The 25591-nt window shown below is 62.8% G+C and carries 25 protein-coding genes; 16 read left to right on the top strand and 9 right to left on the bottom strand.

All coding sequences use genetic code 11. The features are described from left to right. Positions 1-14: 14 nt before the first annotated feature. Both glgB and ACYQ2T_RS01750 read right to left on the bottom strand, forming a co-directional pair. A complete protein-coding gene (gene glgB, locus ACYQ2T_RS01755) occupies positions 15-1937 on the bottom strand; it encodes a 1,4-alpha-glucan branching protein GlgB (RefSeq protein ID WP_459897939.1) in 1923 nt (640 codons plus the stop codon). Positions 1938-2052: 115 nt separating this feature from the next. Beyond that, positions 2053-3393, bottom strand: a complete 1341-nt coding sequence (locus ACYQ2T_RS01750; protein WP_459900073.1) for a tetratricopeptide repeat protein — start codon at positions 3391-3393, stop codon at positions 2053-2055. Positions 3394-3611: 218 nt separating this feature from the next. Here ACYQ2T_RS01750 and thiL point away from each other — a divergent pair, with 218 nt between their 5' ends. Then, positions 3612-4601, top strand: coding sequence for a thiamine-phosphate kinase (gene thiL, locus ACYQ2T_RS01745; RefSeq protein ID WP_459897937.1), 990 nt, complete (start codon positions 3612-3614; stop codon positions 4599-4601). An 11-nt stretch (positions 4602-4612) separates the two neighbouring features. Next, positions 4613-5605 (top strand): tRNA (N6-threonylcarbamoyladenosine(37)-N6)-methyltransferase TrmO, encoded by a 993-nt coding sequence (gene tsaA, locus ACYQ2T_RS01740; protein ID WP_459897935.1) that lies wholly within the window; start codon positions 4613-4615, stop codon positions 5603-5605. Between the two features lie 82 nt (positions 5606-5687). Here tsaA and lgt read toward each other — a convergent pair whose 3' ends face one another. The 3 genes from lgt to rdgC all read right to left on the bottom strand — a co-directional run bounded on the left by lgt (position 5688) and on the right by rdgC (position 7725). Continuing rightward, complete coding sequence (gene lgt / locus ACYQ2T_RS01735; protein ID WP_459897933.1) at positions 5688-6482, bottom strand: prolipoprotein diacylglyceryl transferase; 795 nt, start codon at positions 6480-6482, stop codon at positions 5688-5690. Between the two features lie 82 nt (positions 6483-6564). Next, complete coding sequence (locus ACYQ2T_RS01730; protein ID WP_459897931.1) at positions 6565-7095, bottom strand: hypothetical protein; 531 nt, start codon at positions 7093-7095, stop codon at positions 6565-6567. A 15-nt stretch (positions 7096-7110) separates the two neighbouring features. Further along, positions 7111-7725 carry a recombination-associated protein RdgC gene (gene rdgC / locus ACYQ2T_RS01725; protein ID WP_404845745.1) on the bottom strand — a complete coding sequence of 205 codons (615 nt, stop codon included), beginning with the start codon at positions 7723-7725 and terminating at the stop codon, positions 7111-7113. Positions 7726-7929: 204 nt separating this feature from the next. On the opposite strand from rdgC, the gene ACYQ2T_RS01720 reads away from it, so the two are divergent. Both ACYQ2T_RS01720 and ACYQ2T_RS01715 read left to right on the top strand, forming a co-directional pair. After that, positions 7930-8523 (top strand): VOC family protein, encoded by a 594-nt coding sequence (locus ACYQ2T_RS01720; RefSeq protein WP_404845744.1) that lies wholly within the window; start codon positions 7930-7932, stop codon positions 8521-8523. A 294-nt stretch (positions 8524-8817) separates the two neighbouring features. Further along, complete coding sequence (locus ACYQ2T_RS01715; RefSeq protein ID WP_459897929.1) at positions 8818-10584, top strand: SLC13 family permease; 1767 nt, start codon at positions 8818-8820, stop codon at positions 10582-10584. Positions 10585-10668: 84 nt separating this feature from the next. Here ACYQ2T_RS01715 and ACYQ2T_RS01710 read toward each other — a convergent pair whose 3' ends face one another. From ACYQ2T_RS01710 to ACYQ2T_RS01700, 3 genes are all read right to left on the bottom strand, one after another. Then, the gene (locus tag ACYQ2T_RS01710) at positions 10669-11907 is read right to left on the bottom strand and encodes a glycosyltransferase (RefSeq protein ID WP_459897927.1); all 1239 of its coding nucleotides are present in this window, start codon (positions 11905-11907) and stop codon (positions 10669-10671) included. A 56-nt stretch (positions 11908-11963) separates the two neighbouring features. Further along, on the bottom strand, positions 11964-13118 hold the full coding sequence (locus tag ACYQ2T_RS01705) for an AI-2E family transporter (RefSeq protein WP_404845741.1): 1155 nt from the start codon (positions 13116-13118) through the stop codon (positions 11964-11966). 218 nt (positions 13119-13336) lie between these two features. Then, positions 13337-14515 (bottom strand): UDP-N-acetyl glucosamine 2-epimerase, encoded by a 1179-nt coding sequence (locus ACYQ2T_RS01700; RefSeq protein ID WP_459897924.1) that lies wholly within the window; start codon positions 14513-14515, stop codon positions 13337-13339. Between the two features lie 209 nt (positions 14516-14724). On the opposite strand from ACYQ2T_RS01700, the gene ACYQ2T_RS01695 reads away from it, so the two are divergent. Both ACYQ2T_RS01695 and gltX read left to right on the top strand, forming a co-directional pair. Beyond that, positions 14725-14946, top strand: a complete 222-nt coding sequence (locus tag ACYQ2T_RS01695; protein ID WP_404845739.1) for a NifU family protein — start codon at positions 14725-14727, stop codon at positions 14944-14946. 131 nt (positions 14947-15077) lie between these two features. Then, positions 15078-16469, top strand: a complete 1392-nt coding sequence (gltX, locus tag ACYQ2T_RS01690) for a glutamate--tRNA ligase (protein WP_459897922.1) — start codon at positions 15078-15080, stop codon at positions 16467-16469. A 243-nt stretch (positions 16470-16712) separates the two neighbouring features. Here gltX and rpmB read toward each other — a convergent pair whose 3' ends face one another. Further along, a complete protein-coding gene (gene rpmB / locus ACYQ2T_RS01685) occupies positions 16713-16910 on the bottom strand; it encodes a 50S ribosomal protein L28 (protein ID WP_459897920.1) in 198 nt (65 codons plus the stop codon). A 211-nt stretch (positions 16911-17121) separates the two neighbouring features. On the opposite strand from rpmB, the gene ACYQ2T_RS01680 reads away from it, so the two are divergent. The 10 genes from ACYQ2T_RS01680 (at position 17122) to ribD (ending at position 25590) form a co-directional block, all read left to right on the top strand. Beyond that, positions 17122-17655 (top strand): YceD family protein, encoded by a 534-nt coding sequence (locus tag ACYQ2T_RS01680; protein ID WP_459897918.1) that lies wholly within the window; start codon positions 17122-17124, stop codon positions 17653-17655. Between the two features lie 65 nt (positions 17656-17720). Continuing rightward, positions 17721-17900 (top strand): 50S ribosomal protein L32, encoded by a 180-nt coding sequence (rpmF, locus tag ACYQ2T_RS01675; RefSeq protein ID WP_404845734.1) that lies wholly within the window; start codon positions 17721-17723, stop codon positions 17898-17900. Further along, a complete protein-coding gene (gene plsX, locus ACYQ2T_RS01670; RefSeq protein ID WP_404845733.1) occupies positions 17890-18918 on the top strand; it encodes a phosphate acyltransferase PlsX in 1029 nt (342 codons plus the stop codon). The genes rpmF and plsX overlap by 11 nt, the downstream gene beginning before the upstream one ends. Positions 18919-18996: 78 nt before the next feature. Further along, positions 18997-19986 (top strand): beta-ketoacyl-ACP synthase III, encoded by a 990-nt coding sequence (locus ACYQ2T_RS01665; protein ID WP_459897916.1) that lies wholly within the window; start codon positions 18997-18999, stop codon positions 19984-19986. 161 nt (positions 19987-20147) lie between these two features. Then, on the top strand, positions 20148-20891 hold the full coding sequence (fabG, locus tag ACYQ2T_RS01660; RefSeq protein WP_459897914.1) for a 3-oxoacyl-[acyl-carrier-protein] reductase: 744 nt from the start codon (positions 20148-20150) through the stop codon (positions 20889-20891). Between the two features lie 71 nt (positions 20892-20962). After that, the gene (gene acpP / locus ACYQ2T_RS01655; RefSeq protein WP_404845730.1) at positions 20963-21193 is read left to right on the top strand and encodes an acyl carrier protein; all 231 of its coding nucleotides are present in this window, start codon (positions 20963-20965) and stop codon (positions 21191-21193) included. Between the two features lie 127 nt (positions 21194-21320). Next, entirely contained in the window at positions 21321-22565 is a 1245-nt protein-coding gene (fabF, locus tag ACYQ2T_RS01650; protein WP_404845729.1) for a beta-ketoacyl-ACP synthase II, read from the top strand. A 68-nt stretch (positions 22566-22633) separates the two neighbouring features. Beyond that, on the top strand, positions 22634-23872 hold the full coding sequence (gene glyA, locus ACYQ2T_RS01645) for a serine hydroxymethyltransferase (RefSeq protein ID WP_404845728.1): 1239 nt from the start codon (positions 22634-22636) through the stop codon (positions 23870-23872). Between the two features lie 145 nt (positions 23873-24017). Beyond that, on the top strand, positions 24018-24473 hold the full coding sequence (locus ACYQ2T_RS01640) for a deoxycytidylate deaminase (protein ID WP_459897912.1): 456 nt from the start codon (positions 24018-24020) through the stop codon (positions 24471-24473). Further along, positions 24448-25590 carry a bifunctional diaminohydroxyphosphoribosylaminopyrimidine deaminase/5-amino-6-(5-phosphoribosylamino)uracil reductase RibD gene (ribD, locus tag ACYQ2T_RS01635; protein ID WP_459897910.1) on the top strand — a complete coding sequence of 381 codons (1143 nt, stop codon included), beginning with the start codon at positions 24448-24450 and terminating at the stop codon, positions 25588-25590. Before ACYQ2T_RS01640 ends, ribD begins: the two co-directional genes overlap by 26 nt. Position 25591 lies beyond the last annotated feature (1 nt).

Genomic DNA, 25591 nt, shown 5'->3' with positions numbered 1-25591 from the left:
TCTCCTTACCGCATCTACTCATCCAGCGGACGAAAGAGCACCATGCCAAGGGGCGGCAGATTGATGCACAGGCTCTGGGGCCGGCCATGGGACACCACATTTTGCGTCGGCAACCCGCCATAATTCCCCCACCCGCTGCCGCCGTACCACTCGGCGTCGCTGTTGAGGAGCTCCTGCCAGTAGCCGCCGCTGGGCACGCCAACGGCGTAGCCCTCGCGCGGGACCGGGGTGAAATTGAACACCGCCAGCACCGGGCGTCCTGCGCCGTCCTTACGCAGGAAGGAGATAATGCTGGACTCCGCATCATGAAAGTCCACCCACTCGAACCCTTCGGGCGAAAAGTCGCGCTCGTACAGGGCCGGGGTTTCGACCATCACGCGGTTCAGGTCCTTCATAAAGCGGTGCAGGCCTGCGCCCCCCTCGGTTTGGAGCAGGTCCCACTGCACCTGTCCATCGTGGCTCCATTCGCCGTGCTGGCCAATCTCCGCCCCCATGAACAACAACTTCTTGCCCGGCATGGCGTACATGTAGGCGTACAAAAGCCGCAGCTCCGCGCGCTTTTGCCAATCGTCCCCGGGCATTTTGCCATACAGCGAGCCTTTGCCGTGCACCACCTCGTCATGGGACAGGGGCAACATGAAATTTTCAGTAAAGGCGTACCACAGGTTAAAGGTCAGCTTGTCGTGATGGTATTTGCGGTACACGGGGTCATGGTGGAAATACTCCAGTGTGTCGTGCATCCAGCCCATGTTCCACTTCATGCCGAAGCCAAGGCCGCCAAGGTATGCGGGCCGCGACACCATGGGCCACGATGTGGACTCCTCGGCAATGGTCTGCACGTCCGGATACTCGCGGTAGACCGTCTCGTTCAGGGCGCGCAAAAACTCGATGGACTCAATGTTTTCATTGCCGCCGTACTTGTTTGGCATCCACTCCCCGCCCTCGCGCGAGTAGTCGAGGTAGAGCATGGAGGCCACGGCGTCCACGCGCAGGCCGTCAATATGATAGCGGTCCAGCCAAAACAGCGCGCTGGAGATAAGAAACGAGCACACCTCATAGCGGCCCAAATTAAAAATGTACGAATCCCAATCCGGGTGAAAGCCCTGCCGGGGGTCGGCATGCTCGTACAGATGCGTCCCGTCAAAGCGGAACAGCCCATGCTCATCGCCAGGAAAGTGCGAAGGAACCCAGTCGAGAATAACGCCAATACCCTCGCGGTGCAGGGCATTGACAAGGTCCATGAATTCCTGCGGCGAGCCAAGGCGCGACGACGGACAAAAATACCCCGTCGTCTGATAGCCCCATGATCCGAAAAACGGATGCTCCATCACCGGCAAAAATTCCACATGGGTGAAGCCAAGGTCACGGACGTAGCCGGGCAGGTCGCGGGCGAGGTCGGTGTAGTTGAGGGTGTAGCCCTCCTCGGAGCGCATCCACGAGCCAAGGTGCACTTCATACACAGACATGGGCGCGTCCAGCGCGTTGCGCGCGCCGCGTCCTGTCATCCACTCGCCATCGCTCCAGCCGTAATCAAGGTCACGGACAATGGACGCGGACTGGGGCGGGGCTTCACCGTGCAGGGCAAAGGGATCGCTCTTGTTGCCCTCAAAGCCGCCCCCGGCCGCGGAGCGGATGTGGTACTTGTACAGCGCCCCTTCGGCGGCGCCGGGGATAAATCCTTCCCAAATGCCGGAGCTGTCGTGCCGGGCGGACAGATAATGCGCCGTGGGGTCCCAGTCGTTAAAGGTGCCAATGACGGACACGCTGGTGGCGTTTGGCGCCCAGACGGCAAAAAGAACGCCCGGCTCGCCGTCATGGGTCATGACGTGCGCGCCGAGCTTCTCGTAAAGGCGAAAATGCCGTCCCTCGCGGAACAGATAGATATCGTGGTCGGTAAATGTGCTGACGCCGTAGCGAACCGTGGATGCTGAAGCCATGTGCGACTACTCCCCGAGGATGCGGATTACGTGGTCGGACTCTCCTCTCGCATACTACACGCCCGGGGCGGTGTGTAAAGCATCCGCCCGGACGTTTCCGGCATCCCGCATCCGGCTACATGGCGGACAGCAGCTTTTTGGCTCCCTGATGGTCGGGGTCCACTTCCAGCGTCTTCTTCAGATAGGTGATGGCCTTACTGCGCTGGCCCGCGTTGGAGTACATCACCGCAATGTTGAAACACAGCACGCTGGAGAGGAGGCACAGGTCCGGATTCTGCTGCAGCGCCTTTTCCACATTCTCCACGGCCTTTTTATGGTCCCGGCCTTCGGAGTAGGCGATGGCGACGTTGAAGTAGAGGTTCTCGTCCTTGGGATTGATCTTGAGGGCCTGCTCGTACTCGCCGATGGCGTCCTTCCAGCGGCCCTGCCGCCGCAGCGCCATGCCAAGGCGGTTGAAGGTCTCAATGTCGGACTTTTTGAGTCCGCCGGCCTTGGAGTCGAGGATGGAGCGGAAGAATTTTTCGGAAAGGTCGGGCGCGCTCTCGATGCACTTTTCCGCGATGGAGCGTTTGACCTCTTCAATCATGCTCATGGCTTCCTTGCGGGCGTTTTCCACGGCCTGCTCAAAGAGTTCCGTCGCCTTTTCGGCATTGCCGGACTCCATATGGATTTCGCCCATGGCAATTTTTCGCTCCACATTCAGCGGCGACAGGCGGTCCAGCTTTTCAAGGTATTCCAGCTGCTTGTCCATGTCGCCATTTTCCCTGTACAGCTCCGCCAGCTTCTTGAGCGGCTCCAGATACAAGGTTGCGCCGTCGTGGGCTTCCTCATAGGCGCTGCCTGCGGCGTCCAAGTCGCCCGTGGCCTTGAAGGCGTCGCCCTTGATCATCAGCGCCGCGGCGCTGCCGGGCTTCATCTCCAAAATTTTGTCGGCAATGGCTGTGGCTTCCTCGTACTTGCCCTTTTCCAGATAGGCCTTGGCGCGGTCGATATACTGGCCAATCTTGCCCTGCGGCTTAATGGTGAAGGCAATCTTCTCAATAAGGGTCGCCATGGACACCGGCTTGGTAATAAAGTTGCCCACGCCAATCTCGTGCAGCAGGATGAGCACCTGCCGCTCCACCTCGGCGGTGAGGACAACGATGTACATTTCCGGGAACAGGGTCTTGAGGTCTTTGATAAAAGGCAGGGTGTTGCGGTTATTGAGCAGCCGCTCCACCAGCAGGACCACCCGTTTGTCCTTGAAGGCCGGGGTCTTGAGCTCGCGCAGGACCTGCGACTCCTCGGCCAGCGTCCGGATGCGGTCGGTGCCGATGACCAGTTCCTTATTCAGGGTGGTCCGCACCATCTTGAGGAACGTATTGTCATGACTCAGAATGAAAAAGCAGCCGTCCTCTTTGGCCACAAAGTCAACAATGGCACGCTCGTATTGCTTCATACGTATGGCATTTTTCATGGACACGCGTCACTTCCTCGCCGTGTTCTGGTGTGTTGACACTCTCCCCGAGTCAACCCCGAGTATGCCGGATGTGCCGCCCTCCGGCAAGGGATTCTCCGCCAGCCACCGCGGCTGTGGGAGCTTCTTCCTTTTGGCGGCCTTTTGTTCTATCGTTTCTGGGCCCTTGCGGCGCACACGCTACACCAGCCCGGCCAGTGCCGAACACATGAGGACCAATGCCCAAAACCCCAGCTTCCGAGCAGGATTTCCTGCACCTGATAGACGCCTATTTTCCCACTGCGCATCCGCACATGCGCCTTGGCCGCGGTGACGACTGCGCCATCCTGACCATGGACGGCCCGGAAACCGTCATGACCACGGACCTCTTTTTGGAGGATGTCCACTTCCGGCGCAGCTACTTCAGCGCGGCGGATATCGGGCACAAGGCCCTTGCCGTCAACATTTCCGACATCGCGGGCATGGGCTGCCGCCCCGAAGGCTTCAGCCTTGGCCTCATCATTCCGCACAGTGCGTCCCTCGCCCTTGAGGCCCCCTTTTGGGACGGCCTCTTCTCCGGCATGAGCGCCCTCGCCGAGGAGCACAGCATCCCCCTCACGGGCGGCGACCTGTCCAAAGGCCCCTGCCTCGGCTTTTCCGTAACCATGTGGGGCGCCCCCGGTCCCACGGGGCGCATCCTCACGCGCGAGACCTGCGCCCCCGGCGACGCCATTTTCATCAGCGGCGGCATTGGTCTGGCCCGGGCGGGCCTGCTGGCCCTTGAGGCCGACCCCGGCGACGCGCCCGCGCGCTACCCTGACGCCGTTGCCGCGCACCTGCGCCCGCGTCCGCGCGTGGCCGAGGGGCTGGCCCTTGCGGGACTGCCGGGCGTGACCGCACTCATGGACCTTTCCGACGGCCTCGCCCGCGACCTGCCGCGGCTGACCGGGCCGCAACGCGGCGCGCGGCTTGCCCTTGCCCCGCAGCACCTGCACCGCGACGTCACGGCCTATTGCCAGCGCGAAGGCCTGTCGCCGGAAGAATTCGCCATCCTCGGCGGCGAGGACTACGCCCTGCTTGGCGCCGTGGCCCCGGAGCAGGTCCCGGCCCTGACGCAGGCCGTACCGGACGCCGCCATCATCGGTACCGTCACCGAATCCCCGGGCCTCTTCCTTGGGCAGACGCCCTTTGGCCACGCCGGTTTCGACCATTTCGCCACCTCATCCTAAGGATACGCGCCATGGACACCACGCTTTCCATCATCGGCACCGTCTCGTCCCCGCTCAAGGACCTCTCCTCCTGCCCCAAGCAGTATTCCGAGGGCGCGCCGCAGGCGCAGGTCATCATTACGCCAGAGTATGCCGAGGGGCTGTCCACCCTCACTCCGGGGCAGGACCTGTTACTCTTTACATGGCTGCACCAGTCCACACGCCGCGTGCTCAAGGTGCACCCGCGCGGCAACCGCGACATTCCCAAGAAGGGCGTCTTCAACACCCGCTCCCCCGACAGGCCAAACCCCATTGGCCTGCACCATGTCCGGCTGCTGGCCATTGACGGCCTGACCCTCACCGTGGACCGACTGGAAGTGCTGGACGGCACCCCTATTGTGGACATCAAACCCATCGCCAACGAGACGCCGGGGCGGGAAAACTGGGGCTCCGGCATCACCCCGGCCGTTGGGCACGAACTGCAGGCCATCTGCCGCGCGGGCTGGGAGCGGGGATTGCTCTCCGGCTTTAACGGCAACGTTTCCGTGCGCATCGGCGGGAGCGTTGTCATCACCCGGTCCGGTTCGGCCAAGGGCTTTCTGCGCCCCGGCGACCTGACCACGCTGGACCTCGACACCGGCAAAGTGACCGGCGCAGGTGCGGCGTCCACCGAAGCGCCGGTGCATCTGGAAATTTACCGCAATCAGCCCGAGGCGCGCGCCGTGGTACACACGCATCCGCCGCACCTGCTCGCCTACGGCATTGCCAAGGGCAACGTGGACACAGGCCTGCCGCTGTTTGAAGCCGGCGTCTATCAGGAGATGCTAACCACCGTCGCCGCCATGCAGCCGGGAACTCCAGAACTTGGCGTGGCCGTAGGCGACGCCGCGCGCACGCACAAGGCCATCTTCATGACCAACCACGGCCTTGTCACGTGGGGGAGCGACCTCACCCACGCCCTGGCCCTGAATGAGGAAATCGACACCCTCGCCCGCCTTGCCCTGCTGGCCGGCGGCGCGAAGTAGCGTCCCGCCGCCCACTGCACGCAAAAAGCCCCCGGCGAGCATCTCGCCGGGGGCTTGTTCTTTCGTCAACAGGTCAGTCCCGCTAGCGCGCGGTCCCGCCCCGATAGGCGCTCCAGATGAGCCATATGCCCAGCAGGCCAAGGGGCAGGGAAAGCAGCATGCCCATGGTCAGCCAGCCGCCAAACAGGAAGCCAAGCTGCGCGTCCGGCTCGCGGAAAAACTCCACGAAAATACGCGCGCTTGCGTACCCAAGGGCGAACAGCCCGGAGACCGCACGGCGCGGACGCGGCCGGGACGAGAACCAAAACAGCACAATAAAGAGCACAACGCCCTCAAGGGCGGCCTCGTACAGCTGTGAGGGATGGCGGGGGAAGGGTCCGGCCTCGTAGCCGGGGAAAATCATTGCCCACGGCACGTCGCTAACGCGGCCCCACAACTCGCCATTGATAAAGTTGCCAATGCGCCCGGCGCACAGGCCAATGGGCACAAAGGGGGCGATGAAGTCCGTGACCTGAAAAAAGGTCTTCCCGGTTCTGCGGGCAAAGATGAACACGCAGGCCAAAACGCCCACCAGCCCGCCATGGAAGGACATCCCGCCCTTCCAGATCTTGAGCATCTCCAGAGGGTGGTCGAGGTAGACGCCGAAGTCGTAGAACAGGATGTACCCAAGGCGCGCGCCAAGGATGACCCCGAGCATGCCCCACGCGATGAGGTCGTCCACCTCTTCGCCGGTCCAGCCGGACCCGGGGCGCGAGGCGCGAAGACGCCCCAGCCCCCACGCGGCGCAAAAGCCCACCAGATACATCAGCCCGTACCAGCGCACGGACAACGGACCAAGGTGCAGCGCCACGGGGTCGATATGCGGATAGGTGATCATGTACGGCTCCTCAGCCGGGAGAGGACGAAAAGCACCACGCGCCGGTCTCTCCCGAGGGGCCGCCGCGCTGCATCGCCCCGCGTTAGGACTGCTTGCTCAGCCACACGCCAACGCTCATGCGCTCCTCCTCCCACTCGGAGGACATGCGCAGCTTCAGGAACTCAAAGTACAGGTGGTCCACAAAGGACAGCCCGCGTTCGATGAGGTACATCTTCTCAAGGAAGATGCCATCCGGGTCGTCGTCATCATCGCGCTTGGTGTCCACCTTGGGGGTTTTGAATCCGTTGAAGGCGAAGTCTTCGGCCTTGATGGTGAACTGCCACGCGTCGGAGTCAACCTCCACGCGGAACTGGGCCTTGGTGACCTTTTTGCCCATGGCAAGGCCGAGCTTGGCCTCGCGCATTTCGCTCATCAGGCCGGTGACGGAGGTGGTCTCCTTGGAGTCCCCTTCGCCGCCCTGCACGGAGATGCGCTGTTCCATGAACAGGGCAAAGTTCTCACCGTCCGGCATGGTGAAGATGCCGCCGGTGGCTTCGCTCTTGTACCAGAGCCACGTCAGAAAATCCTGACCAAGGACGATATCCTTGGCCTGTCCGAGATATGCGTCTTCCATATGCTTGTCCTTTGGCTAGGCGAAGTGCTCGGCTTCGATGTCATCCAACGCCTTGGCCCTGTCCTCGCCGAGGAGCTCAACGGCCTTGTAGTACGGCGTCAGCGGTTCCAGATGCAGGTCGAAGGTCAGGGTGAACATATCCTCGAACAGGCTGCGCAGCTTGGACTGCGTGGACGCGAGGTAGACAATGTTGTCCTGAATATTCCACACCACGTCAAACTGCGCGGGCACCGGCAGCGTACGGGCGCGAAGGCGCAGGGTGACCTGCTCCTTGAGCTCCTTCTTCCTGTCGCGCGAGACGAACTTTTTGCCCTGCTCGCGGATGCGGTCCATCTCCTGATTGAGCGCAATCTGGAAGTGCTTTTTCACCACGGCCGCGCTCATGCGGCGGGTGTCGAGGCGCAGGCCAAAGGTCAGATAATGGCCCTTTTCCGGCGGCGCTGTGGCCCACTGGGTATCGAGCATATCGTCAAAGCACACCCAACCAAAAGACCGCTCGTCGGCGGTATCGTCTATGTCCATAAACGCGTTGCGCTTCAGGCGGTCCGGTATCTCTGCCCACAGAGACTCCGGCACCTCCTCAAGAAGGCGGTATCGCGTAAACGTCGCACTGGCGGATATAAATCCCACTGTGTTCTCCTTATCGCTGTAGGGGCAGCGGCGCATGCCGCCGAACATCAAGGGCACTTGATAACGCCCACCGCCATCGGGGGCAAGGGGTAACCCGCTTCCTCCGGGCTGTTGAAGCGGCGCGCGGCGTCAGGTATGCTCCAGCCAAAGCGTCCCGAACGCTCCATTTTCCGACACCGCAACTGCGCACCACCGGAGGACGCCATGCCCACATACACCGGCATCAATCACCTCGCCATGGCCACCGGCGACATGGACGCCACCATCCGCTTCTGGCGCGACCTGCTCGGCATGCGCCTTGTCGCGGGGCTGGGGCATCCGGGCTACCGGCACTACTTTTTCCAAATTTCCGATGACGACATGATTGCCTTTTTCGAGTGGCCGGAGACCAAGCCCGTCGCCGAAAAGGACCACGGCTACCCCGTCAAGGGCCCTTTTATCTTCGACCATGTCTCCTTTGGCGTGGCAACCATGGAGGACCTGTGGGAGGTCAAGGACAAGCTGGACGCCATGGGCTGCATGCCTTCGGAGGTTGTGGACCACGGATTCATCAAGTCCGTGTACTGCTTTGACCCCAACGGCATCCCCATTGAATTCTCCCTGCCCGTTGCAGATGCAGACCCGCGCACGCACCCCGCCCTTGCGGATTCGCGCCCCTCGGATGTGGCGCTGGAAGGCCCGGAGCCGCAGCCCGGGCACTGGCCGCGCCCCGTGCCCACCCCGCAGGACCAACGCGCCGAATACCCCGGCGAAGGGCAGGAATTGCAGGAGCCGCACCGCAACAAGTGGCGGAAGTAGGCCGCCGCCTCCGGGCGCCGAAACATTCCGGTACGGGCGCCTTGCCCGCTTCTCATCACGGCCACGCCACTGGCGTTTGCGCCACACCACAGTGGCGCACAGTGGCGCGTATCGACCGTGGGCAATCACCTTTCGAGCCAGCGAAAAAAGCACGGGGACGTCATCGCACGTCTTCCGCTAGGGCGCCATGAGGATGGTGCACTGTCGCCCGCACATCATCTTGACTTTTCTGCATGGCTTCCTGATTCTGGAACAATACGAGAACCAGTGTGACAGCATCTCAAAGGATCTCACATGACTCCAGACATCATTGTCGTCAGCTCCATTCTGGTGATTGCCATCGTTTTGCTGGTCACCGAGAAGCTCCCGGTCGACCTGACCGGTCTGGGCCTTGTCGTCGTTTTGATGGTGGCCGGTCAGCTTACCCCGGTTCAGGCCGTATCCGGCTTTGCCAATCCGGCTCCCCTTGCGGTGGGGGCGCTCTTTGTGGTCAGCCGTGGGCTCGTCCGCACAGGCGCTCTGAACTTCATCACCAGAACCACCATTAAATTTACAGCGGGCAGCCGCAAGCGGCTGCTTCTTGTCAGCTTGCTGCTGGTGGGCACCTTGTCGGCCTTCCTCAACAACACCCCTGTGGTCATCCTGTTTATGTCCATCATCATGGCCGCGTGCAGCCGGTTCGGGTTCGCGCCGTCCAAGCTGCTTATCCCGCTGTCCTACATCTCCATTCTGGCGGGCACCTGTACGCTCATCGGCACCTCGACCAACATTTTGGTGAGTGATACGGCGTTCAGCTTGGGGGCCAAGCCCATCGGCATGTTTGAGCTCTCGGTACTGGGCGTGCCCATTGCCATTTGCGGAGCGGTGTTCATGTATTTTTTTGCCGACGTCCTCCTGCCGGAGCACGCCTTTCCCTTTTCGCACGAAAACTCGGCGGCCGACCTGTATTTGTCGGAGCTCACGGTCTATCCGGACAGTAGCCTCGTGGGCATCAACCCGGCGCAGGGCATGCCGCAAAAATATGAATCCCTCACAATATACGAGGTGTTCCGCGGCGAGGAAATCTACGACGTCAAGACTGACAACGTGGTGCTGCAGGCCGACGACCGCATTCTGGCAAAAGGCTCGGCCGACGACCTGACGTCCATTTTAAACAGCGAGGATGCCGGCAACCCCGGTTTCGCGTGCCCCCACCTCAGCGACACCCAACTCGTGGAACTGCTTGTCCCGTCAGGCTCCGACGCCCGCGGTGTTACGCTGGACGACCTCTTTCTGGCCGACGATCAGGAAAACTGCATCATCGGCTTGCTGCGGCGCCACTCCCATTACTCCTGGACAAAGGCCCACTCCATGAAACTGCGGGTGGGCGACGTTATTTTGGTCCAACTCAAACCCCACGCATTGGACCGCATCCGCAAGGAAGAAAACTTCATCGTCCTCAACGACAATGTGGTCAAAGACATTGTCAACCGCCGCCGAGCCCCCCTTGCCATTGGCATCTTTGTGCTGATGATTGCCGCTGTGGTCTCGGGGCTGGCCAACATCCTCACCGGCGCTTTTGCCGGAGCCTTCGCCATGATCCTGACAGGCTGCCTGAGCCTTAAGGAGGCCTACAGGGCGGTGGACGTCAAAATCCTTATGCTCATCATCGGCACAATCGCCCTTGGGCTGGCCATGCAGACATCCGGCGCGGATATGGTGTACGCCAAGGCCTTTCTCGGGCTGTTCGGCGGGGCGAGCCCGCAGGTGATTCTGGCCGGATTTATTGTGCTGACCAGTCTTCTTTCCCACTTTCTGTCCAACAACTCCACGGCTGTCCTTCTCGTTCCGGTGGGCATCGCCACGGCCGCATCCCTTGGGGTGGACGCCCGGCCGTTCATCATCGGCATCGCCTTTGGCGCTTCGGCCTGCTTCGCCACGCCCATTGGCTATCAGACCAACCTCATCGTCTACGGTCCCGGCGGCTACACCTTCTTGGACTTTCTCCGCCTCGGCCTGCCCATGGTCATCATCTCCTGCGGCGGGGCCGCCTTGTTCATTCCAACGTTTTGGCCCTTCTAGCCCTCCCCCAGCCGCTCAATGGCCAACGCTTGCGGTGACGGCGCCCAAGGAGCGGGGAAAGGCCGTTCACAGACGGAGACACCGTCAGCCCTCAGGAGCCACTAGGCTCTGGTACAGGCGCATGTACTTTTCGGTCATCACGTCCACGCCGTAGCAGAGAAGGACGCGCTCGCGCGCCACGGCTCCCCGGCGCTGGCGCTCCTGCCGGGGCATGTCGCGCATGGCGAGGATGGCGCGGGCCAGTTCGTCCGGCGCACCGGGGGGCACCACCAGCCCCGTTTCCGCCACAATCTCCGCCGCATCGCCAACATCGGTCACCACACAGGGCACGCCGCAGGCCATGGCCTCGCCCACGGCATTGGGAAAGCTCTCGGTATGCGAGGCCGTCACCGCCACATCCAGCGCCGTATAAAAGCCCGGCATATCCTCCTGCCGCCCCACAAGGCGCACCATGCCCGATGCACCTGCGCTGCCTAGCAGGGCCGCAAGCTCTGAGTTCGACGCCTCCATCCCCTCGCCGCACAGCACACATACCACGCCGGACTCCGGCCCAAGGCGCCCCAGCGCCTGCGCAAGAACATCGTGCCCCTTCATGGGGTCAAAGCGTGCGGCCATGCCGATGACGAACGCCTCCGGCGCAATGCCCCACGCCTCGCGCTGACGCCGCGCGCCCGGTGCGGGGCCGTGGTCCTGCGACGTCTCCGGATGGCCGTTTTGGGGCTGACCTAGGGGATGCTCCGGGGAATGCTCTGACGGATGGCTGGGGGGAGGGGTTGGGGGCGACTCGGGGCGGAAGACCTCGCCGTCAAAACCGTTGGGGATGACCTCAACGCGGCGCGGGCGGTAGCCCAGCTTGTGCGTGTGGTACCACGCGGCGCGTCCGGAATTGGTCACCACAGCGGCGGGGCGGCCGGACAACCGCGCGCAAGCCGCCACGGTCCACGCCGTGGTCCGGGCGTAGCGCGACAGGTCCATGTCCGCGCATCGGATGTTCCACACCACCTGCCCCCGGCGCGCGAGCCACGCGGCCACAAGGCCCAGCAGGTCCGCGTGGTAGAGCCACGTCTGCACCACGTCCGGATTCTCGCGCCGCAGCAACCGGACAAGCCGGCACAGCGCCGCTGGCGATGGCACACCACGCCGCAGATGCAAGCTGGCGACAGGAACGCCCGCCGCCTCAAGGGGCGCGGCAAGGGGACCGGGCGGCAGCAGACTCACCACCTGCTGCACCACCCCGCGCCGCGCAAGGCGCGGGGCCAGACGGGCAAGGCTGGTTTCCGCCCCGCCAACGCCGAGTCCGGTGATGATATGCACAACCTTCACAGCGCCTCCTGCCAGAAAAAACGCGCCGCCCCGGTCCTGCCGGTGCGGCGCGCTGTTTAGTCGTCGTGTGTCGTGGTGGAATCCTCGGGCTTGGGGCCAATGAATTCCTTTTCCATCAGCACGTCCCGGTACTCCTCGCCGTAGATGCGCAGCATCACCATGGCAAAGGAGAGGATAAGCGGGCCATACAAGAGTCCGGGCGGGCCAAAGGCCTGAAGCCCGCCAATGACGGAAAGGAAAATATAAATCAGCGGCATCCCCGACGCCCCGCGCATAAAGTACGGCCGCAGGAACGTATCAATGCTGGTCACCAGCAGCCCGCACCACAGCATCAGGAACACGGCGGCCTTCCACTTGCCCACAATGAGCAGGTATCCCGAGGCCGGCACCCACACAAGGCCCGTGCCCAGCACCGGAATGAGCGAGGAAAAGCCCATCATCGTGCCCCAAAACAGCGCGGGAATATCCACGGCCGCAAGGCCCACGCCGCCGGCCAGTCCCTGCAGCATCGCCACCAGCAGGCCGCCCACCAGCACGGAGCGCGACACGCGGCGCAGGCTGTAGATGATGGAGTCTTCCTGTTCCTCGCGCAGGGGGGAAAGGTACTTCACCGTCGCAACAATGCGCCGTCCATCACGCAGCAAAAAGAACAGGATGAACAGCATGATGAAAAAGTCCAGCAGCACGCTGAACGCATCCGTCAGCAGGCCCGTGCCCAACTGGATGGATGTCTCGCCCACCTGCCGCGAAAAGCGCAGCAGACCGGACTGGATGTCGATGTCCTCCAGATGGATGTAGGGGAGCTTGTCACTCAGCCACGCGCTCACGGCGTCAAAGCGGCTTTGCCCCAACAGCGCGTCAAAGTCCGTATGGCGTATCCAGTCGGTCACAGCGGCAATGGACTGCGCGCCCTGCGTGGCCAGCCCCGTCAGGAAAAAGAACGCGGGGATGAACACGCACACCGTCACCAGCAACACCACAATGCCCGCGGCGACATTTTCGTGCCCGCCAAGGCGGCTGGAGATGCGGGTGAACATGGGCGTACAAATGGCCGCCAACACACCGGAAAAAATGATGGGATGAAGAAATGGGCTAAATACCCTGTACGCCAGATACAGGGCAAAAAGGATGAGGGTGAACAGGAACAGCGAATAGTAGCGGCTGCCCCGAGGCGCGGGCCATGAAATCCCGGGCCGAGAGTCCTGCGTCATATCGTCCTCCGGCGGAAGTGGCCTCCGCCCATGGGCCGCCCCAAGCGGAGCGGTTCCAGATTGATTGTATGATGACGGAAAAGCCGCGCGCTGAAAAGGCGCAGGCGGTCACACCCCGTCCGGCCATTCTTGCGCAAGCGGCGCAGACAACTGTCCGCGCCGCGAAAAAGCACCGTGGGACGGGGCAACGCGGTCAATCCGCGCGCCGCCGCAAGCGCTTATCCCGTTTGGGATGCCTGCTTTTCCAAAAATTGACGTACCACAGCGGCCACGGCTTCGCCAGCCTTGCCGGTGCCAAAGACGCCGCCCGATGGCTCAATGACGGCATCGCGCACGGCCTCGTAGGCTTCGGGGATGGTGTCGGGGTCGGCCCCGGCCACCACATTGGCCCCGCAATCCACCAGCTCGGTCCATTCGGTTTCATCGCGCAGGGTTACGCAGGGCTTGCCAAAGAAGTAGGCCTCCTTTTGCAAGCCGCCGGAATCCGTGCACACCGCGCGGGCATTCTTCACCAGCTGGAGCATATCCATGTAGCCCTGCGGCTCAATAACGGTCATGCCAGCCATTGGGATGGGCCAGCGCCCGGTAATGGCGGAATTGATGGCATTGCCCGTGCGTGGATGCAGGGGCAGCACCACAGGCACCCGGCGCGCAATCTCCGCAAGGCCGCGGAAGATAAAGGACAGCCTGCGGCCAACGCCGGTATTCTCGGCCCGGTGCACCGTTGCCAGCACGTATTCGCCCGGCTTCAGGGCCAGCCTGTCCAGCGTGCGGCCCTGCTCCTCGGCCTGTTCGCCGTAGCGGGTCGCCGCGTCAAACATCACGTCGCCAACGTTCACCACCAGCGGCGCGCCGGCTCCAAGGGGCAAGTCCGCCACGTCTTCGGCCTGCACCAGCGCGCCGTCCGCCGCCACATTGTCCTTGCCCTCGCGGCGCAGGTTCGCCACGGCGGCGGGCGTGGTGGCAAAGAGGACATCGGCCAGATGATCCGTGAGCACGCGGTTGTGCTCCTCGGGCATGGCGCGGTTAAAGGAGCGCAGTCCCGCCTCCACATGCATGACGGGAATGCCCAGCTTGGCGGCGGCAAGGGCCCCGGCAAGGGTGGAATTGGTATCGCCCGGCACAATGACGGCGTCCGGACGCTGGTCCATCAGGTCCGCCTCAATGCCCGCCAGCATGGCGGCGGTTTGTTCGCCATGGCTTCCGGAGCCTGCGCCAAGGTTCACCTGCGGCTCGGACAGGCCCAGTTCCTTAAAAAATATGGACGACATTAGGTCATCGTAGTGCTGGCCGGTGTGCAGAAGCCGGACCTCGATTCCGGCGGCCACAAGGACGCGCTCCAAGACGGCGGCCTTGACGAACTGGGGACGGGCTCCGACCACAAGGGTGACACGCATGGGCTAAAACTCCATAAAGAGCGGTGGTTGGCGGTTATCATGCAGCCCGGCACGCCGGGCCGGGCACGTGTATAATGGATGCACGGGCCTACGGTTTCGCGTACAGTCTTGTCAAGAACACGCCCGGTCCATCGTGGGCTGGGAAATTGACAAGCGCGGGGCGTTGGCGCTACACGCCCAAGGCAAACCACCGCGCAAGGAGGATTGCCATGCGGGAAAAGATTGAAGCGGCGCTGGAACAAGTCCGGCCTGCACTCCAAGCCGACGGCGGCGACGTGGAACTCGTCGAAGTCACCGACGACGGCATCGTCAAGGTCCGCCTTCAGGGCGCCTGCAAGGGCTGTCCCATGTCCCAGATGACCCTCAAGCACGGCATCGAACGGTTCATCCTTAAGGAAGTCCCCGAAATCAAGGGCGTTGAGGCTGTTTAACAGGCCCGTCCCATTCGCCGTTCCCGCCCCGCGCCGCCTCCGTGACGGCTGCGGGGCATTTGTCGTATAGCATTATTTCTCACGGCGCTCCACGGACGCCGCCCAATATATTCGCATTTCAGGAGAAACCAATGAGCGCAATGGTTACACGTTTTCCCCCGAGTCCTACGGGATTTCTGCACATCGGCGGCGCCCGTACCGCCCTGTTCAACTGGCTGCTCGCCCGCGCCAACGGCGGGCACTTTGTCCTGCGCATCGAGGATACCGACAAGGCCCGCTCCACCGAGGAGATGACCCAGGCCATCCTCGACGGCATGACGTGGCTCGGTCTGGATTGGGACGAAGGCCCCTACTTCCAGAGCCAGCGCACGGAGCGCTACAACGAGGCCATTGAACAGCTCATCGCCTCTGGCCGCGCCTACTACTGCGAATGCTCCACCGAAGAGGTGGACGCCATGCGCGAGAAGGCCCGTCAGGAAGGCCGCAAGCCCAAGTACGACGGCACATGCCGCGCCAAGAACCTTGCCCCCGGCGAAGGCCGCGTGGTGCGCTTCAAGGCGCCCTCCGGCACCTGCGCGTGGAAGGATATGGTCAAGGGCGACATGGCTATGGAGTACGAGGAAATGGTGGACGACTTCATCATCCGCCGCGCCGACGGCTCCCCCATGTACAACCTTGCCGTGGTCGTTGACGACGCCGATATGGGCATGACCCACATCCTGCGCGGCGAGGACCACCTGTCCAACACCCCCAAGCAGATTGCCCTGTACGAGGCGCTGGGCTTCACCGTGCCGCGCTTTGGCCACGTGCCCATGATCTTCGGCAACGACAAGAAGAAGCTCTCTAAGCGCCACGGCGCCATGAGCGTCATGGAATACGAAAAGATGGGCTTTCTGCCCGAGGCCGTGCGCAACTATCTGGTGCGCCTCGGCTGGGGCCACGGCGACGACGAATTCTTCACCATGGACGAACTGCTCAAGGTCTTCTCCACCGACGGCCTGAACAGCTCCCCCGCCATGTTCGACGTGAAGAAGCTGGAAAGCGTCAACGCCCACTACATCAAGGAAGCCGGCGTCGAGCGTCTGGTGGGCCTTCTGGACCGCCACCTCAAGGACCTCGGCATCACGGCAAGCCACGACACGCTGGCCCAAATCGTACCCCTGTACCAGCCGCGCGCCGTCACCATGGCCGACATGGCCGAGCAGTGCGCCTTCTTCCTCGTGGATGACGACACGCTGGAGTACGACGAAAAGGCCGTGAAAAAGCACTTGAAGCCCGCCGCGCGCGAGCTGCTGGCCGAAGTCCGCGCCATGCTGGCCGACCTGCCCGAATTCACCGAAGAGGCTCTCGACGCCGCCCTGAATGGCTTCGTGGAGCAGAAGGAAATCAAGTTCGGCAAAATCGCCCAACCCATCCGCGTGGCCGTCACCGGCCGCACCTTCAGCCCGGGCCTGCACGAAACCCTCTTCGTGCTTGGCAAGGACAAGACGCTGGCCCGCATGGACCGCGCCCTGGCCCTGTAGCCACACCCCCGGCTTTCAGCACACAAAACCCGCCCCCGCAGGACACGTCCTGCGGGGGCGGGTTCGTTGGCGCTGCGGCCTGCGTGGTGCGGGGCTGGCATAAGCGCGCGGTGGCCTGATTGAACGCTCCGGCGCGCCGCGCGTGCGGGGCCTTTTCGGGCCGGACCAAAACAAAAAGCCCCGGCACACTGCCGGGGCTTTTCCGCAAAATTCCTGTGCGCGGCACGCACCAGGCAATCCGCGCTACTTCACGGGCTTGGTCACTTTGCCGGAACGGATGCAACGGGTGCACACGTTGGCGCGCTTGACTTCGCCGCTGTCGAGCTGGACACGGATTTTCTGCAGGTTGGGATTGAAGCGACGCTTGGTCTTGTTGTGCGCGTGGCTCACATTGTTTCCAACCTGGGGCTTCTTGCCGCAGACTTCACAAAACTGACTCATGGGAGACCTCCTCAAAATCCACTATTTCACGGCGGTTAGCGCAGATAATTCGCACCGCCCAAGTGATCTTACTCGATTTCTACCGCAGGAGCGAGTACGATTCACTCACACGGAATTTGCCCCTTTATCCCTTCCCGTGGCAAAATGCAAGCGCTTTAGCCTTGACAACGTGAAATATTCACATATAGAGAATGCCCCTTGTGAGGAATACATGAGCAAGTTTATGATCAATACAGTCGACATCCCGGCCGAGGGCCGGGAATTTACTTTCACGGACCCTACACTGTGGTCCGGGCAATGGGAAGCCTGCGGCATGAAGGTTGCCGTGGTGGAGCCTTTGGAAGGTCGGCTGCGGGTTCTCCCGCAAGGCCCCAAGTCCTGTGTCATTCAGGGCAGCGTTACCGGCCGGGTATCCATCCCGTGCGACCGCTGCATGGAGCGAGCCGTTGTCGACGTGGAGCAGGATTTCGACATCTATGAAGAAATCGGCGACACGGACGAAACGGACGAACCCCGCATGCGCGAGGAGGGCGGCATCGTTGTCCTTGACGCGGGGGCCATCCTCTGGGAACAATTCGTGCTTGCCCTTCCGGTCAAGCCCCTGTGCTCGCCCGAGTGCAAAGGTCTGTGCCCCCAGTGCGGCATAAACCTCAACACCGGCGAGTGCACCTGCGAAAGCGAAAGCGGCGACCCCCGCATGGCTGCCCTGCGCGGCCTGAAGGTCCCGGACCGGAACAAGCAATAATACACGGATGTCACCGCCCCCTTCAGGGCGGCGAACATACATCACACAAAACGAGGTAGACGAAAATGGCAGTCCCCAAAAAGAAAACGTCCAAGTCCAAGCGCGGCATGCGTCGCTCTCACGACAAGGTTTCCGTTCCTAACGTGATTTACTGCGAGTGCGGTGAGCCGGCCCTGCCCCACCGTGCCTGCAACAAGTGCGGCGCCTACAAAGGCAAGCAGATGCTTTTTAAGGATGAAGCCTAACATCAAGCCGCGCATCGCCGTTGACGCCATGGGCGGCGACAACGGACCCAGCATCGTCGTCCCCGGCGCTGTCCGGGCCGCGAGGGAACATGACCTTGCCGTCATCCTCGTTGGCGACGAGTCGACGATCAGCAATGAGCTGTACCGACTCGATACCTCCGGACTGGACGTTACCGTCGTCCACGCCGGGGACGTCGCTGAGATGCATGAAAAGCCCTCCGAAATCCTCCGACGCAAGAAGGACACCTCCATTCAGGTGGCCTGCCGCCTCGTCAAGGATGGCGAAGCCGATGGCGTAGTCAGTGCCGGACATTCCGGCGCCACCTCCGCCTGCGGCATGTTCGTCATTGGGCGTGTGCGGGGCGTGAAGCGTCCGGCCTTTGCCAGCGTTCTTCCCACCGTCAAAAAGCCCATGGTCCTTCTGGACGTTGGGGCAAATGTGGACTCCAAACCGCTGCACCTGTTCCAGTTTGGCATCATGGGCGAAGTCTTCGCCCGCGACGTGCTGGGCTACGGCAAGCCGCGGGTGGGCCTGATGTCCATTGGCGAGGAGGAAGGCAAAGGCAACACGCAGGTCAAAGAGACCTACGACATGCTCAAGGCCACTTCCATGGCCTTTCAGGGCAATGTGGAAGGACGCGACGTCTTCACCGGCGACGTGGACGTCGTGGTTTGCGACGGCTTCGTCGGCAATGTTGCGCTGAAGCTTTCGGAAGGGCTTGCCATAAGCCTTGGCAAAGTCCTCAAACGCGAACTGCTCGGCAGCTGGCTGGGCCGCCTTGGCGCCTTTTTGGCCAAGGGCCGCCTGCGCCGCTTCGCCAAGTTCGTGGACTACGCCGAATATGGCGGTGCCCCCATCCTTGGGCTGAACGGCATCGTCATCGTCTGCCATGGCGCCTCCAACGAAAAGGCCATCACCAACGCGGTAAAGATGGCCGGCCAATTCGTCTCCAGCGGCGCCAACGACCATATCAAGGAAGAATTGCAGTCCAACAGCGACTTCGGCGCCTGCGCCTAGCATCCCCCTTCCTCGCAGCACCCGGCCATGGCCCGGTATTGCGGCGATCACGCGGCACACTCAACGATTGATAGAGCAATGACCACCAAAGCATATATCCACGGACTCGGCTTCCACGTCCCCGAAAAGGTTCTAACCAACGCGGACATGGAACACATCGTCGATACATCCGACGAATGGATCACTTCGCGCACCGGCATCCGGCAGCGCCACGTCGTTGCCGAAGGCGAGTGCGCATCCGACCTTGCCGCCGAGGCTTCGCGCACCGCGCTGGCCAAGGCCGGCGTTGCCCCCGAAGACCTCACCCACGTCATCTGCGCCTCCTGCACCCCCGACGCCTACTGCCCCAGCGCGGCCACCCAGCTGGAGCACAAGATCGGCGCGGCGGGCTGCATGGCCTTTGACGTCAATGCGGCCTGCTCCGGCTTTCTGTACGCCCTGCAAACCTCCCGCGCCATGCTGGCCCTCGACCCCGAGGCCAAGGTGCTTGCCTGCGCCGCCGAGGTCATGACCTCGCGCGTCAACTGGCAGGACCGCACCACCTGTGTGCTGTTCGGCGACGGTGCGGGCGCGGCGGTCATCACCGCCGACAAGGGCGACGACGGCGTCGAACTTGTGGACGCACTGCTTGAGTCCGACGGCCAGTATGGTGACCTGCTCACCATTTCCGGCGGCGGCTCCAGCAACCCGTACACCCTCGGCCACACGGTGGATGACAGCCATTTCATCCGCATGCAGGGCCGCGAAGTGTTCAAGGTTGCCGTGCGCAGCATGACGGACGTCTGCCAGCGCCTGCTGGCCCAGAATGACCTCACCACCGACGACGTGGACCTGCTTGTGCCCCATCAGGCCAACAGCCGCATCATCGAAGCCGTGGGCAAAAAGCTGGGCATCGAGCGCGAGCGCGTCTACTTCAACGTCCAAAACTACGGCAATACGTCCGCAGCCAGCGTGGGCATCGCCCTCGCCGAGGCCGTGGACAACGGCGACATCACCCCAGGGCAGACCGTGCTCGTCACCACCTTTGGCGGCGGTTTCACTTGGGCGGCATTCCTGTTGCGGTTCTAGGCCGCACTTTTTTTCCCACAAAAGAGTGCGTACGCAATTTGGAAGCCAAACCCCTTGAATCGCGGGGCTTTCTTCGAGAGCCTCAAGGTTGAAGTCCAGACGGAATTGAGCTACATACTCAGGTTCGGTTCCCAACCCGGAACAAGAGGAAGATTGAAAGCATGAGCGATCTCATAAAAACAGCGCTCGTCACCGGCGGCTCGCGCGGAATTGGCAAGGCCTGCGCCTTGCGTCTGGCCCGCGAAGGCTATCAGGTGTACCTGACCTACGTCAGCCGCCCTGAAGAAGCCGAAGCCGTCGTCAGCGAGATCAAGGCGGGCGGCTCCTCCGCCCGGGCGTTCCAGCTCGACAGCTCCGACCGCGACGCCGTGGCCACGTTCTTCAAGGAGAACATCAAAGGCCAGGTGGACCTTGCGGCGCTGGTGAACAACGCCGGTCTTACCCGCGACGGTCTGCTCATCCGCATGAAAGATGCGGACTGGGACCGCGTGCTGGACGTCAATCTCACCGGTGCCTTCACCTGCCTGCGCGAAGCGGCCAAAATCATGGTCCGCCAGCGCTCTGGCCGTATCGTCAACATGGCTTCCGTGGTGGGCCTTGCCGGCAATGCCGGGCAGGCCAACTATGTGGCGTCCAAGGCGGGCCTCATTGGCCTGACCAAAACCGCCGCGCAGGAGCTGGCCTCCCGCGGTGTCACGGTCAACGCCGTCGCCCCCGGTTTTGTCACCACGGACATGACTGCCGACCTTCCCGAACAGGTCCTCGAATCCTTCAAGACGCAGATTCCCATGCAGCGTCCCGGCTCCGCCGAGGACATCGCTGGCGCTGTCGCCTTCCTGGTGTCGGACGATGCGTCCTACATCACGGGTCAGGTTCTGTCCGTGAACGGCGGAATGCACATGTAGTTGGCTGATACACAGCTACCCCAAACACGAACTCACTGCCCATCGGGCAAACAAACTCATTGGAGGGCAATATGTCCGTTGAAGCAAAGATCAAAGAAATCATCGTTGACCAGCTGGGCGTTTCCGCCGACGAAGTAAAGAACGAAGCTTCCTTCGTGGAAGACCTGGGCGCCGACTCCCTCGACCTCACCGAGCTGATCATGGCCATGGAAGAGGAATTCGGCACCGAGATCGACGACGACGAAGCCCAGAAGCTCGTCAAGGTGCAGGACGCCATCGACTACATCTCCAAGCATCAGTAGGCCCTGCCCTGCTGCTTCCGATATCGACACCGAAGCGTCTTGCGGCTCCTTGTGGGCCTCAAGGCGCTTTGGCTTTTCCCACAAGCGCGCCATCGGCGCATCCCCGACCGATATGAGGCGAGGAGCAATGAAAAGAAAAAGAGTTGTCGTAACTGGCCTGTCGGCCATTACTCCCATCGGCAACGACGTCCACTCCAGCTGGGAGAACCTCGTGGCCGGCGTGTCGGGCATCTGCCCCGTCACCCAGTTTGACGCCACGGACTACGCCACGCGCATCGCTGGCGAAGTGAAGGGATTCGATCCCAAAGAGTTCATGCCCGCCAAGCAGGCACGCCGGATGGAGCGGTTCACGCAGTTTGCCGTGGCTGCTTCCCAGCAGCTGCTGCAGGACGCCGATTGGAGCATCCCCGAGGACGAAGCCCACAGGGTTGGCGTCAATCTCGGCTGTGGCCTTGGCGGTCTGCACACCATCGAGACCACTCATGAAAAGTTGCTAAAGGGCGGCCCCCGCAAGGTTTCCCCCTTCTTCATCCCCATTGTCATCGCCAACATGGCTCCGGGCATGGTGTCCATTGAGGTCGGCGCAAAGGGCCCCAACCTTGCGTCCACGTCCGCATGTGCCTCCGGCACGCATGGCATCGGCTACGCCTTCAGCGAAATTCTGCTGGGCCGCGCGGACGCCATGATCTGCGGCGGTGTGGAATCCACCATCACCCGTTTGGGCTTTGGCGGCTTCTGCTCCCTCAAGGCGCTGAGCACCCGCAACGACGAGCCGGAAAAGGCCTCCCGTCCCTTCGACGCGGACCGCGACGGCTTTGTCATGGGTGAGGGCTGCGGCATGCTGCTGCTGGAGGACTACGACCACGCCAAGGCGCGTGGCGCCAAGATCTACGCCGAGATCGTCGGCTTTGGCGCCTCCGGCGATGCCTTCCACATGACCGCCCCGGAAGAGGACGGCTCCGGCATGGCCATCGCCATGCGGGCCGCGCTGGACGACGCAGGGATTGCCCCCGAGGACGTGGACCACATCAACGCCCACGGCACCTCCACGCACCTGAACGACCTGTGCGAAACCCGCGCCATCAAGCAGACCTTTGGCGAGCACGCCAAAAACATCGCCATCTCCGCCAACAAGTCCATGATCGGCCACCTGCTGGGTGCCGCTGGCGGCGTTGAGGGCGTGTTCTCCGTGCTGGCCCTGCATCACGGCGTGGTGCCCGGCACCACCAACCTTGAGAACCCCGGTGAAGAGTGCGATCTGGACTACACCGCCAACGGCTCCGTGGAGCGGCAGTGCGAATACGCCATGTCCAACTCCTTCGGCTTCGGCGGCACCAACGCCAGCATCATCTTCAAGAAGTTCACCGATTAATATGGCGCTGGCCGGGCGGCACCTGCCCCCGGCCCGCCACACCACCATAAACCGGAAGGGTCGTCCCAATGGAAGAACTGCTGCTTCAGGACCGGGAAATCGCCAAAGCGCTTAACCTGGAAATCGATCGTCAGACCAGCAAGCTGGAACTCATCGCCTCCGAGAACTTCACCTCCCCGGCAGTCCGACAGGCCATGGGCAGCGTCCTCACGCACAAGTACGCTGAGGGCTACCCCGGCAAGCGCTACTACGGCGGCTGCGAATTCGTCGACATGGTCGAAGACCTCGCCCGCGACCGCGCCAAGGAAATCTTTGGTGCGGAGTATGCCAACGTTCAGCCGCACTCCGGCTCTCAGGCCAACATGGCGGCCTATTTCGGTTTTCTCGAACCCGGCGACACCATCATGGGCATGGACCTCTCCCACGGCGGTCACCTGACCCACGGCTCCCCGGTCAGCTTCTCCGGCAAGCTGTACAAGGTCGTCTCCTACGGCGTGGACAAGGAAACCGGCACCATCAATTATGACGAGGTGGAGCGCATCGCCCGCGAAAACTCCCCCAAGCTCATCATCGCCGGTGCCAGCGCCTACCCCCGCGTCATCGACTTTGCCCGCTTCCGCGCCATTGCCGACGCCGTCGGCGCCAAGCTCATGGTGGACATGGCGCACATCGCCGGTCCCATTGCCGCTGGCCTGCACCCCTCGCCCATCGGCCATGCGCACATCACCACCACAACCACGCACAAAACCCTGCGCGGTCCCCGTGGCGGCATGATCCTCTCCACCGAGGAATACGGCAAGAAGCTCAACTCCCAGATTTTCCCCGGCATCCAGGGCGGCCCGCTGATGCACGTCATCGCGGCCAAGGCCGTGGCCTTTGCCGAAGCCTTAAAGCCCGGCTTCAAGGACTATCAGGCCCAGACGCTGAAAAACTGCGCCGCCCTCGGCACCACGCTGATGGACGCCGGGTACGACCTTGTCTCCGGCGGCACGGACAACCACCTCATCCTCGTGGACCTCACCAGCAAGGACATCACCGGCAAGGACGCGGAAATCGCGCTGGACAAGGCAGGCATCACCTGCAACAAGAACACCGTCCCGTTCGAGACCCGCTCTCCCTTCGTGACCTCCGGCATCCGTCTGGGCACCCCCGCCCTGACCACCCGCGGCATGAAGGAAGCCGACATCGCCAAGGTTGGCGGCTGGATTGTGGACGTGCTGCAGAACATTGAGAACGACACGCGCCTTGATGAAATCCGCAAGGACGTGGAGACCTTCTCGCGCCAGTTCCCGCTTTACGCGTGGTAACACCGACGGCATTCCGGGCGGGAGCCTGTCTCCCGCCCTCTCAATTTTGACCCGACACCACTGCCGCCCCGCGGCACGCGTGGGCGACTGACGCCCAATTTGAAAACTCGACTCGGCGGCACGCCGCCGCCACCCGGATGCGCGCATGGAAAACCGAATCCCCTGGCCCGAATATTTCATGGGAATAACCTACATGGTTGCCGAACGCTCCACCTGCACCCGCCGCAAAGTCGGCGCCATTGCCGTGCGGGACAAGCGCATCCTTGCCACCGGATACAACGGTGCGCCCGCAAACATCTCCCATTGTCTCGACGTGGGCTGCCTGCGCGAGGAACTCGGCGTTCCCTCCGGCCAGCGCCACGAAATCTGCCGCGGCCTGCATGCGGAGCAAAACGTTATCGTTCAGGCCGCCATCCACGGCGTCAGCATCGCCGGTGCGGACATTTACTGCACCACCCAGCCCTGCCTCATTTGCGCCAAGATGCTCATCAACTGCGGCGTAAAGACCATCTATTTTGCCGAAGGCTACCCGGACGAACTGTCCGAGAATATGTTTGCCGAAGCGGGGGTGCGCCTTGAGCGTCTCGACTATCACCGCTAAGGACGCGGCGCGCTTTATGCGCCACGCCATCGCCTGCGCCAAGCGCGGGCGGCGGCACACCGCCCCCAACCCCACCGTTGGCGCCGTGCTGGTTCACGATGACCGCATCGTGGCCGAGGGCTGGCACAAGAAATTCGGCGGCCTGCATGCCGAGCGCGAGTGCCTTGCCGACGCCCGCGCCAAAGGCGTGGACCCGGCCCAGTGCGCCATGTTCGTCACGCTGGAACCGTGCACCCACCACGGCAAGACCCCGCCCTGCTCCGACGCCATCCTTGAAGCGGGCATCCGCACGCTGTTTGTTGGCGCGCTGGACCCCAACCCCATCGCCAAGGGCGGCGCGGCCCTGCTGCGCGAGCACGGCCTTGACGTGCACACCGGCATCGAAACCCGCGCCTGCGAGGACCTTATCGCGGACTTCCGCGCATGGCAGACCACGGACCGCCCCTACGTCATCCTCAAGATGGCCGCCACCATCGACGGCAAAATCGCGACCCGCTCCGGGCATTCCCAATGGGTGAGCGGTCCCGAGTCGCGCCGCGCCGTGCATGAACTGCGCTCACGCGTGGACGCCGTCATCGTGGGCGGCGGCACCTTCCGCGAGGACAACCCGAGCCTCGACGTGCGCCTTGACGATGCCCCAAAGGACCTGCGCCAGCCGCTGGCCGTGGTTGTGACGGGCACCCTGCCCGCCGACCCCGAAAAATTTTCTCTCACCACACGGCGCGCATCCGAGACGATTTTTTGGACCACCGAGGCCGCCGCAGCGTCCAGCGCCGCCGACGACCTGCGCGCAAGGGGCGCTCGCGTCTGGGGATTGCCCACGGACAACAGCGGCATCAGCGTGGACGCAGGGCTCGTCCGCCTGCGCAGCGAAGCCCGATGTTTGCGGGTGCTGTGCGAAGGCGGTGGAGGTTTGGCCTTGAGTTTCCTCGCGTCTGACCGTATTGACGAGTTCCGCCTCTTCCTCGCGCCCAAAATTCTGGGCGACGCAGAGGCGCGGCACCTGTTCACCGGCCGCAGCCCGCAGACCATGGATGAAGCCATCACCCTGCGCACGGCCGAATCCCGCCCTTGCGGCGCGGACACGCTCATTATTTACCGTCGGGAGGCGGACTGAC

Source organism: Desulfobaculum senezii, assembly GCF_054657395.1.
This window is presented reverse-complemented; position numbering and strand designations above follow the sequence as displayed.

Excerpts from the sequence above, each read along its gene's own strand:
- glgB (WP_459897939.1), bottom strand. The coding sequence starts at position 1,937 with ATGGCTTCAGCATCCACGGTTCGCTACGGCGTCAGCACATTTACCGAC.
- ACYQ2T_RS01750 (WP_459900073.1), bottom strand. The coding sequence starts at position 3,393 with ATGAAAAATGCCATACGTATGAAGCAATACGAGCGTGCCATTGTTGAC.
- thiL (WP_459897937.1), top strand. The coding sequence starts at position 3,612 with ATGCCCAAAACCCCAGCTTCCGAGCAGGATTTCCTGCACCTGATAGAC.
- tsaA (WP_459897935.1), top strand. The coding sequence starts at position 4,613 with ATGGACACCACGCTTTCCATCATCGGCACCGTCTCGTCCCCGCTCAAG.
- lgt (WP_459897933.1), bottom strand. The coding sequence starts at position 6,482 with ATGATCACCTATCCGCATATCGACCCCGTGGCGCTGCACCTTGGTCCG.
- ACYQ2T_RS01730 (WP_459897931.1), bottom strand. The coding sequence starts at position 7,095 with ATGGAAGACGCATATCTCGGACAGGCCAAGGATATCGTCCTTGGTCAG.
- ACYQ2T_RS01720 (WP_404845744.1), top strand. The coding sequence starts at position 7,930 with ATGCCCACATACACCGGCATCAATCACCTCGCCATGGCCACCGGCGAC.
- ACYQ2T_RS01715 (WP_459897929.1), top strand. The coding sequence starts at position 8,818 with ATGACTCCAGACATCATTGTCGTCAGCTCCATTCTGGTGATTGCCATC.
- ACYQ2T_RS01705 (WP_404845741.1), bottom strand. The coding sequence starts at position 13,118 with ATGACGCAGGACTCTCGGCCCGGGATTTCATGGCCCGCGCCTCGGGGC.
- ACYQ2T_RS01700 (WP_459897924.1), bottom strand. The coding sequence starts at position 14,515 with ATGCGTGTCACCCTTGTGGTCGGAGCCCGTCCCCAGTTCGTCAAGGCC.
- ACYQ2T_RS01695 (WP_404845739.1), top strand. The coding sequence starts at position 14,725 with ATGCGGGAAAAGATTGAAGCGGCGCTGGAACAAGTCCGGCCTGCACTC.
- gltX (WP_459897922.1), top strand. The coding sequence starts at position 15,078 with ATGAGCGCAATGGTTACACGTTTTCCCCCGAGTCCTACGGGATTTCTG.
- rpmB (WP_459897920.1), bottom strand. The coding sequence starts at position 16,910 with ATGAGTCAGTTTTGTGAAGTCTGCGGCAAGAAGCCCCAGGTTGGAAAC.
- ACYQ2T_RS01680 (WP_459897918.1), top strand. The coding sequence starts at position 17,122 with ATGAGCAAGTTTATGATCAATACAGTCGACATCCCGGCCGAGGGCCGG.
- rpmF (WP_404845734.1), top strand. The coding sequence starts at position 17,721 with ATGGCAGTCCCCAAAAAGAAAACGTCCAAGTCCAAGCGCGGCATGCGT.
- plsX (WP_404845733.1), top strand. The coding sequence starts at position 17,890 with ATGAAGCCTAACATCAAGCCGCGCATCGCCGTTGACGCCATGGGCGGC.
- ACYQ2T_RS01665 (WP_459897916.1), top strand. The coding sequence starts at position 18,997 with ATGACCACCAAAGCATATATCCACGGACTCGGCTTCCACGTCCCCGAA.
- fabG (WP_459897914.1), top strand. The coding sequence starts at position 20,148 with ATGAGCGATCTCATAAAAACAGCGCTCGTCACCGGCGGCTCGCGCGGA.
- acpP (WP_404845730.1), top strand. The coding sequence starts at position 20,963 with ATGTCCGTTGAAGCAAAGATCAAAGAAATCATCGTTGACCAGCTGGGC.
- fabF (WP_404845729.1), top strand. The coding sequence starts at position 21,321 with ATGAAAAGAAAAAGAGTTGTCGTAACTGGCCTGTCGGCCATTACTCCC.
- glyA (WP_404845728.1), top strand. The coding sequence starts at position 22,634 with ATGGAAGAACTGCTGCTTCAGGACCGGGAAATCGCCAAAGCGCTTAAC.
- ACYQ2T_RS01640 (WP_459897912.1), top strand. The coding sequence starts at position 24,018 with ATGGAAAACCGAATCCCCTGGCCCGAATATTTCATGGGAATAACCTAC.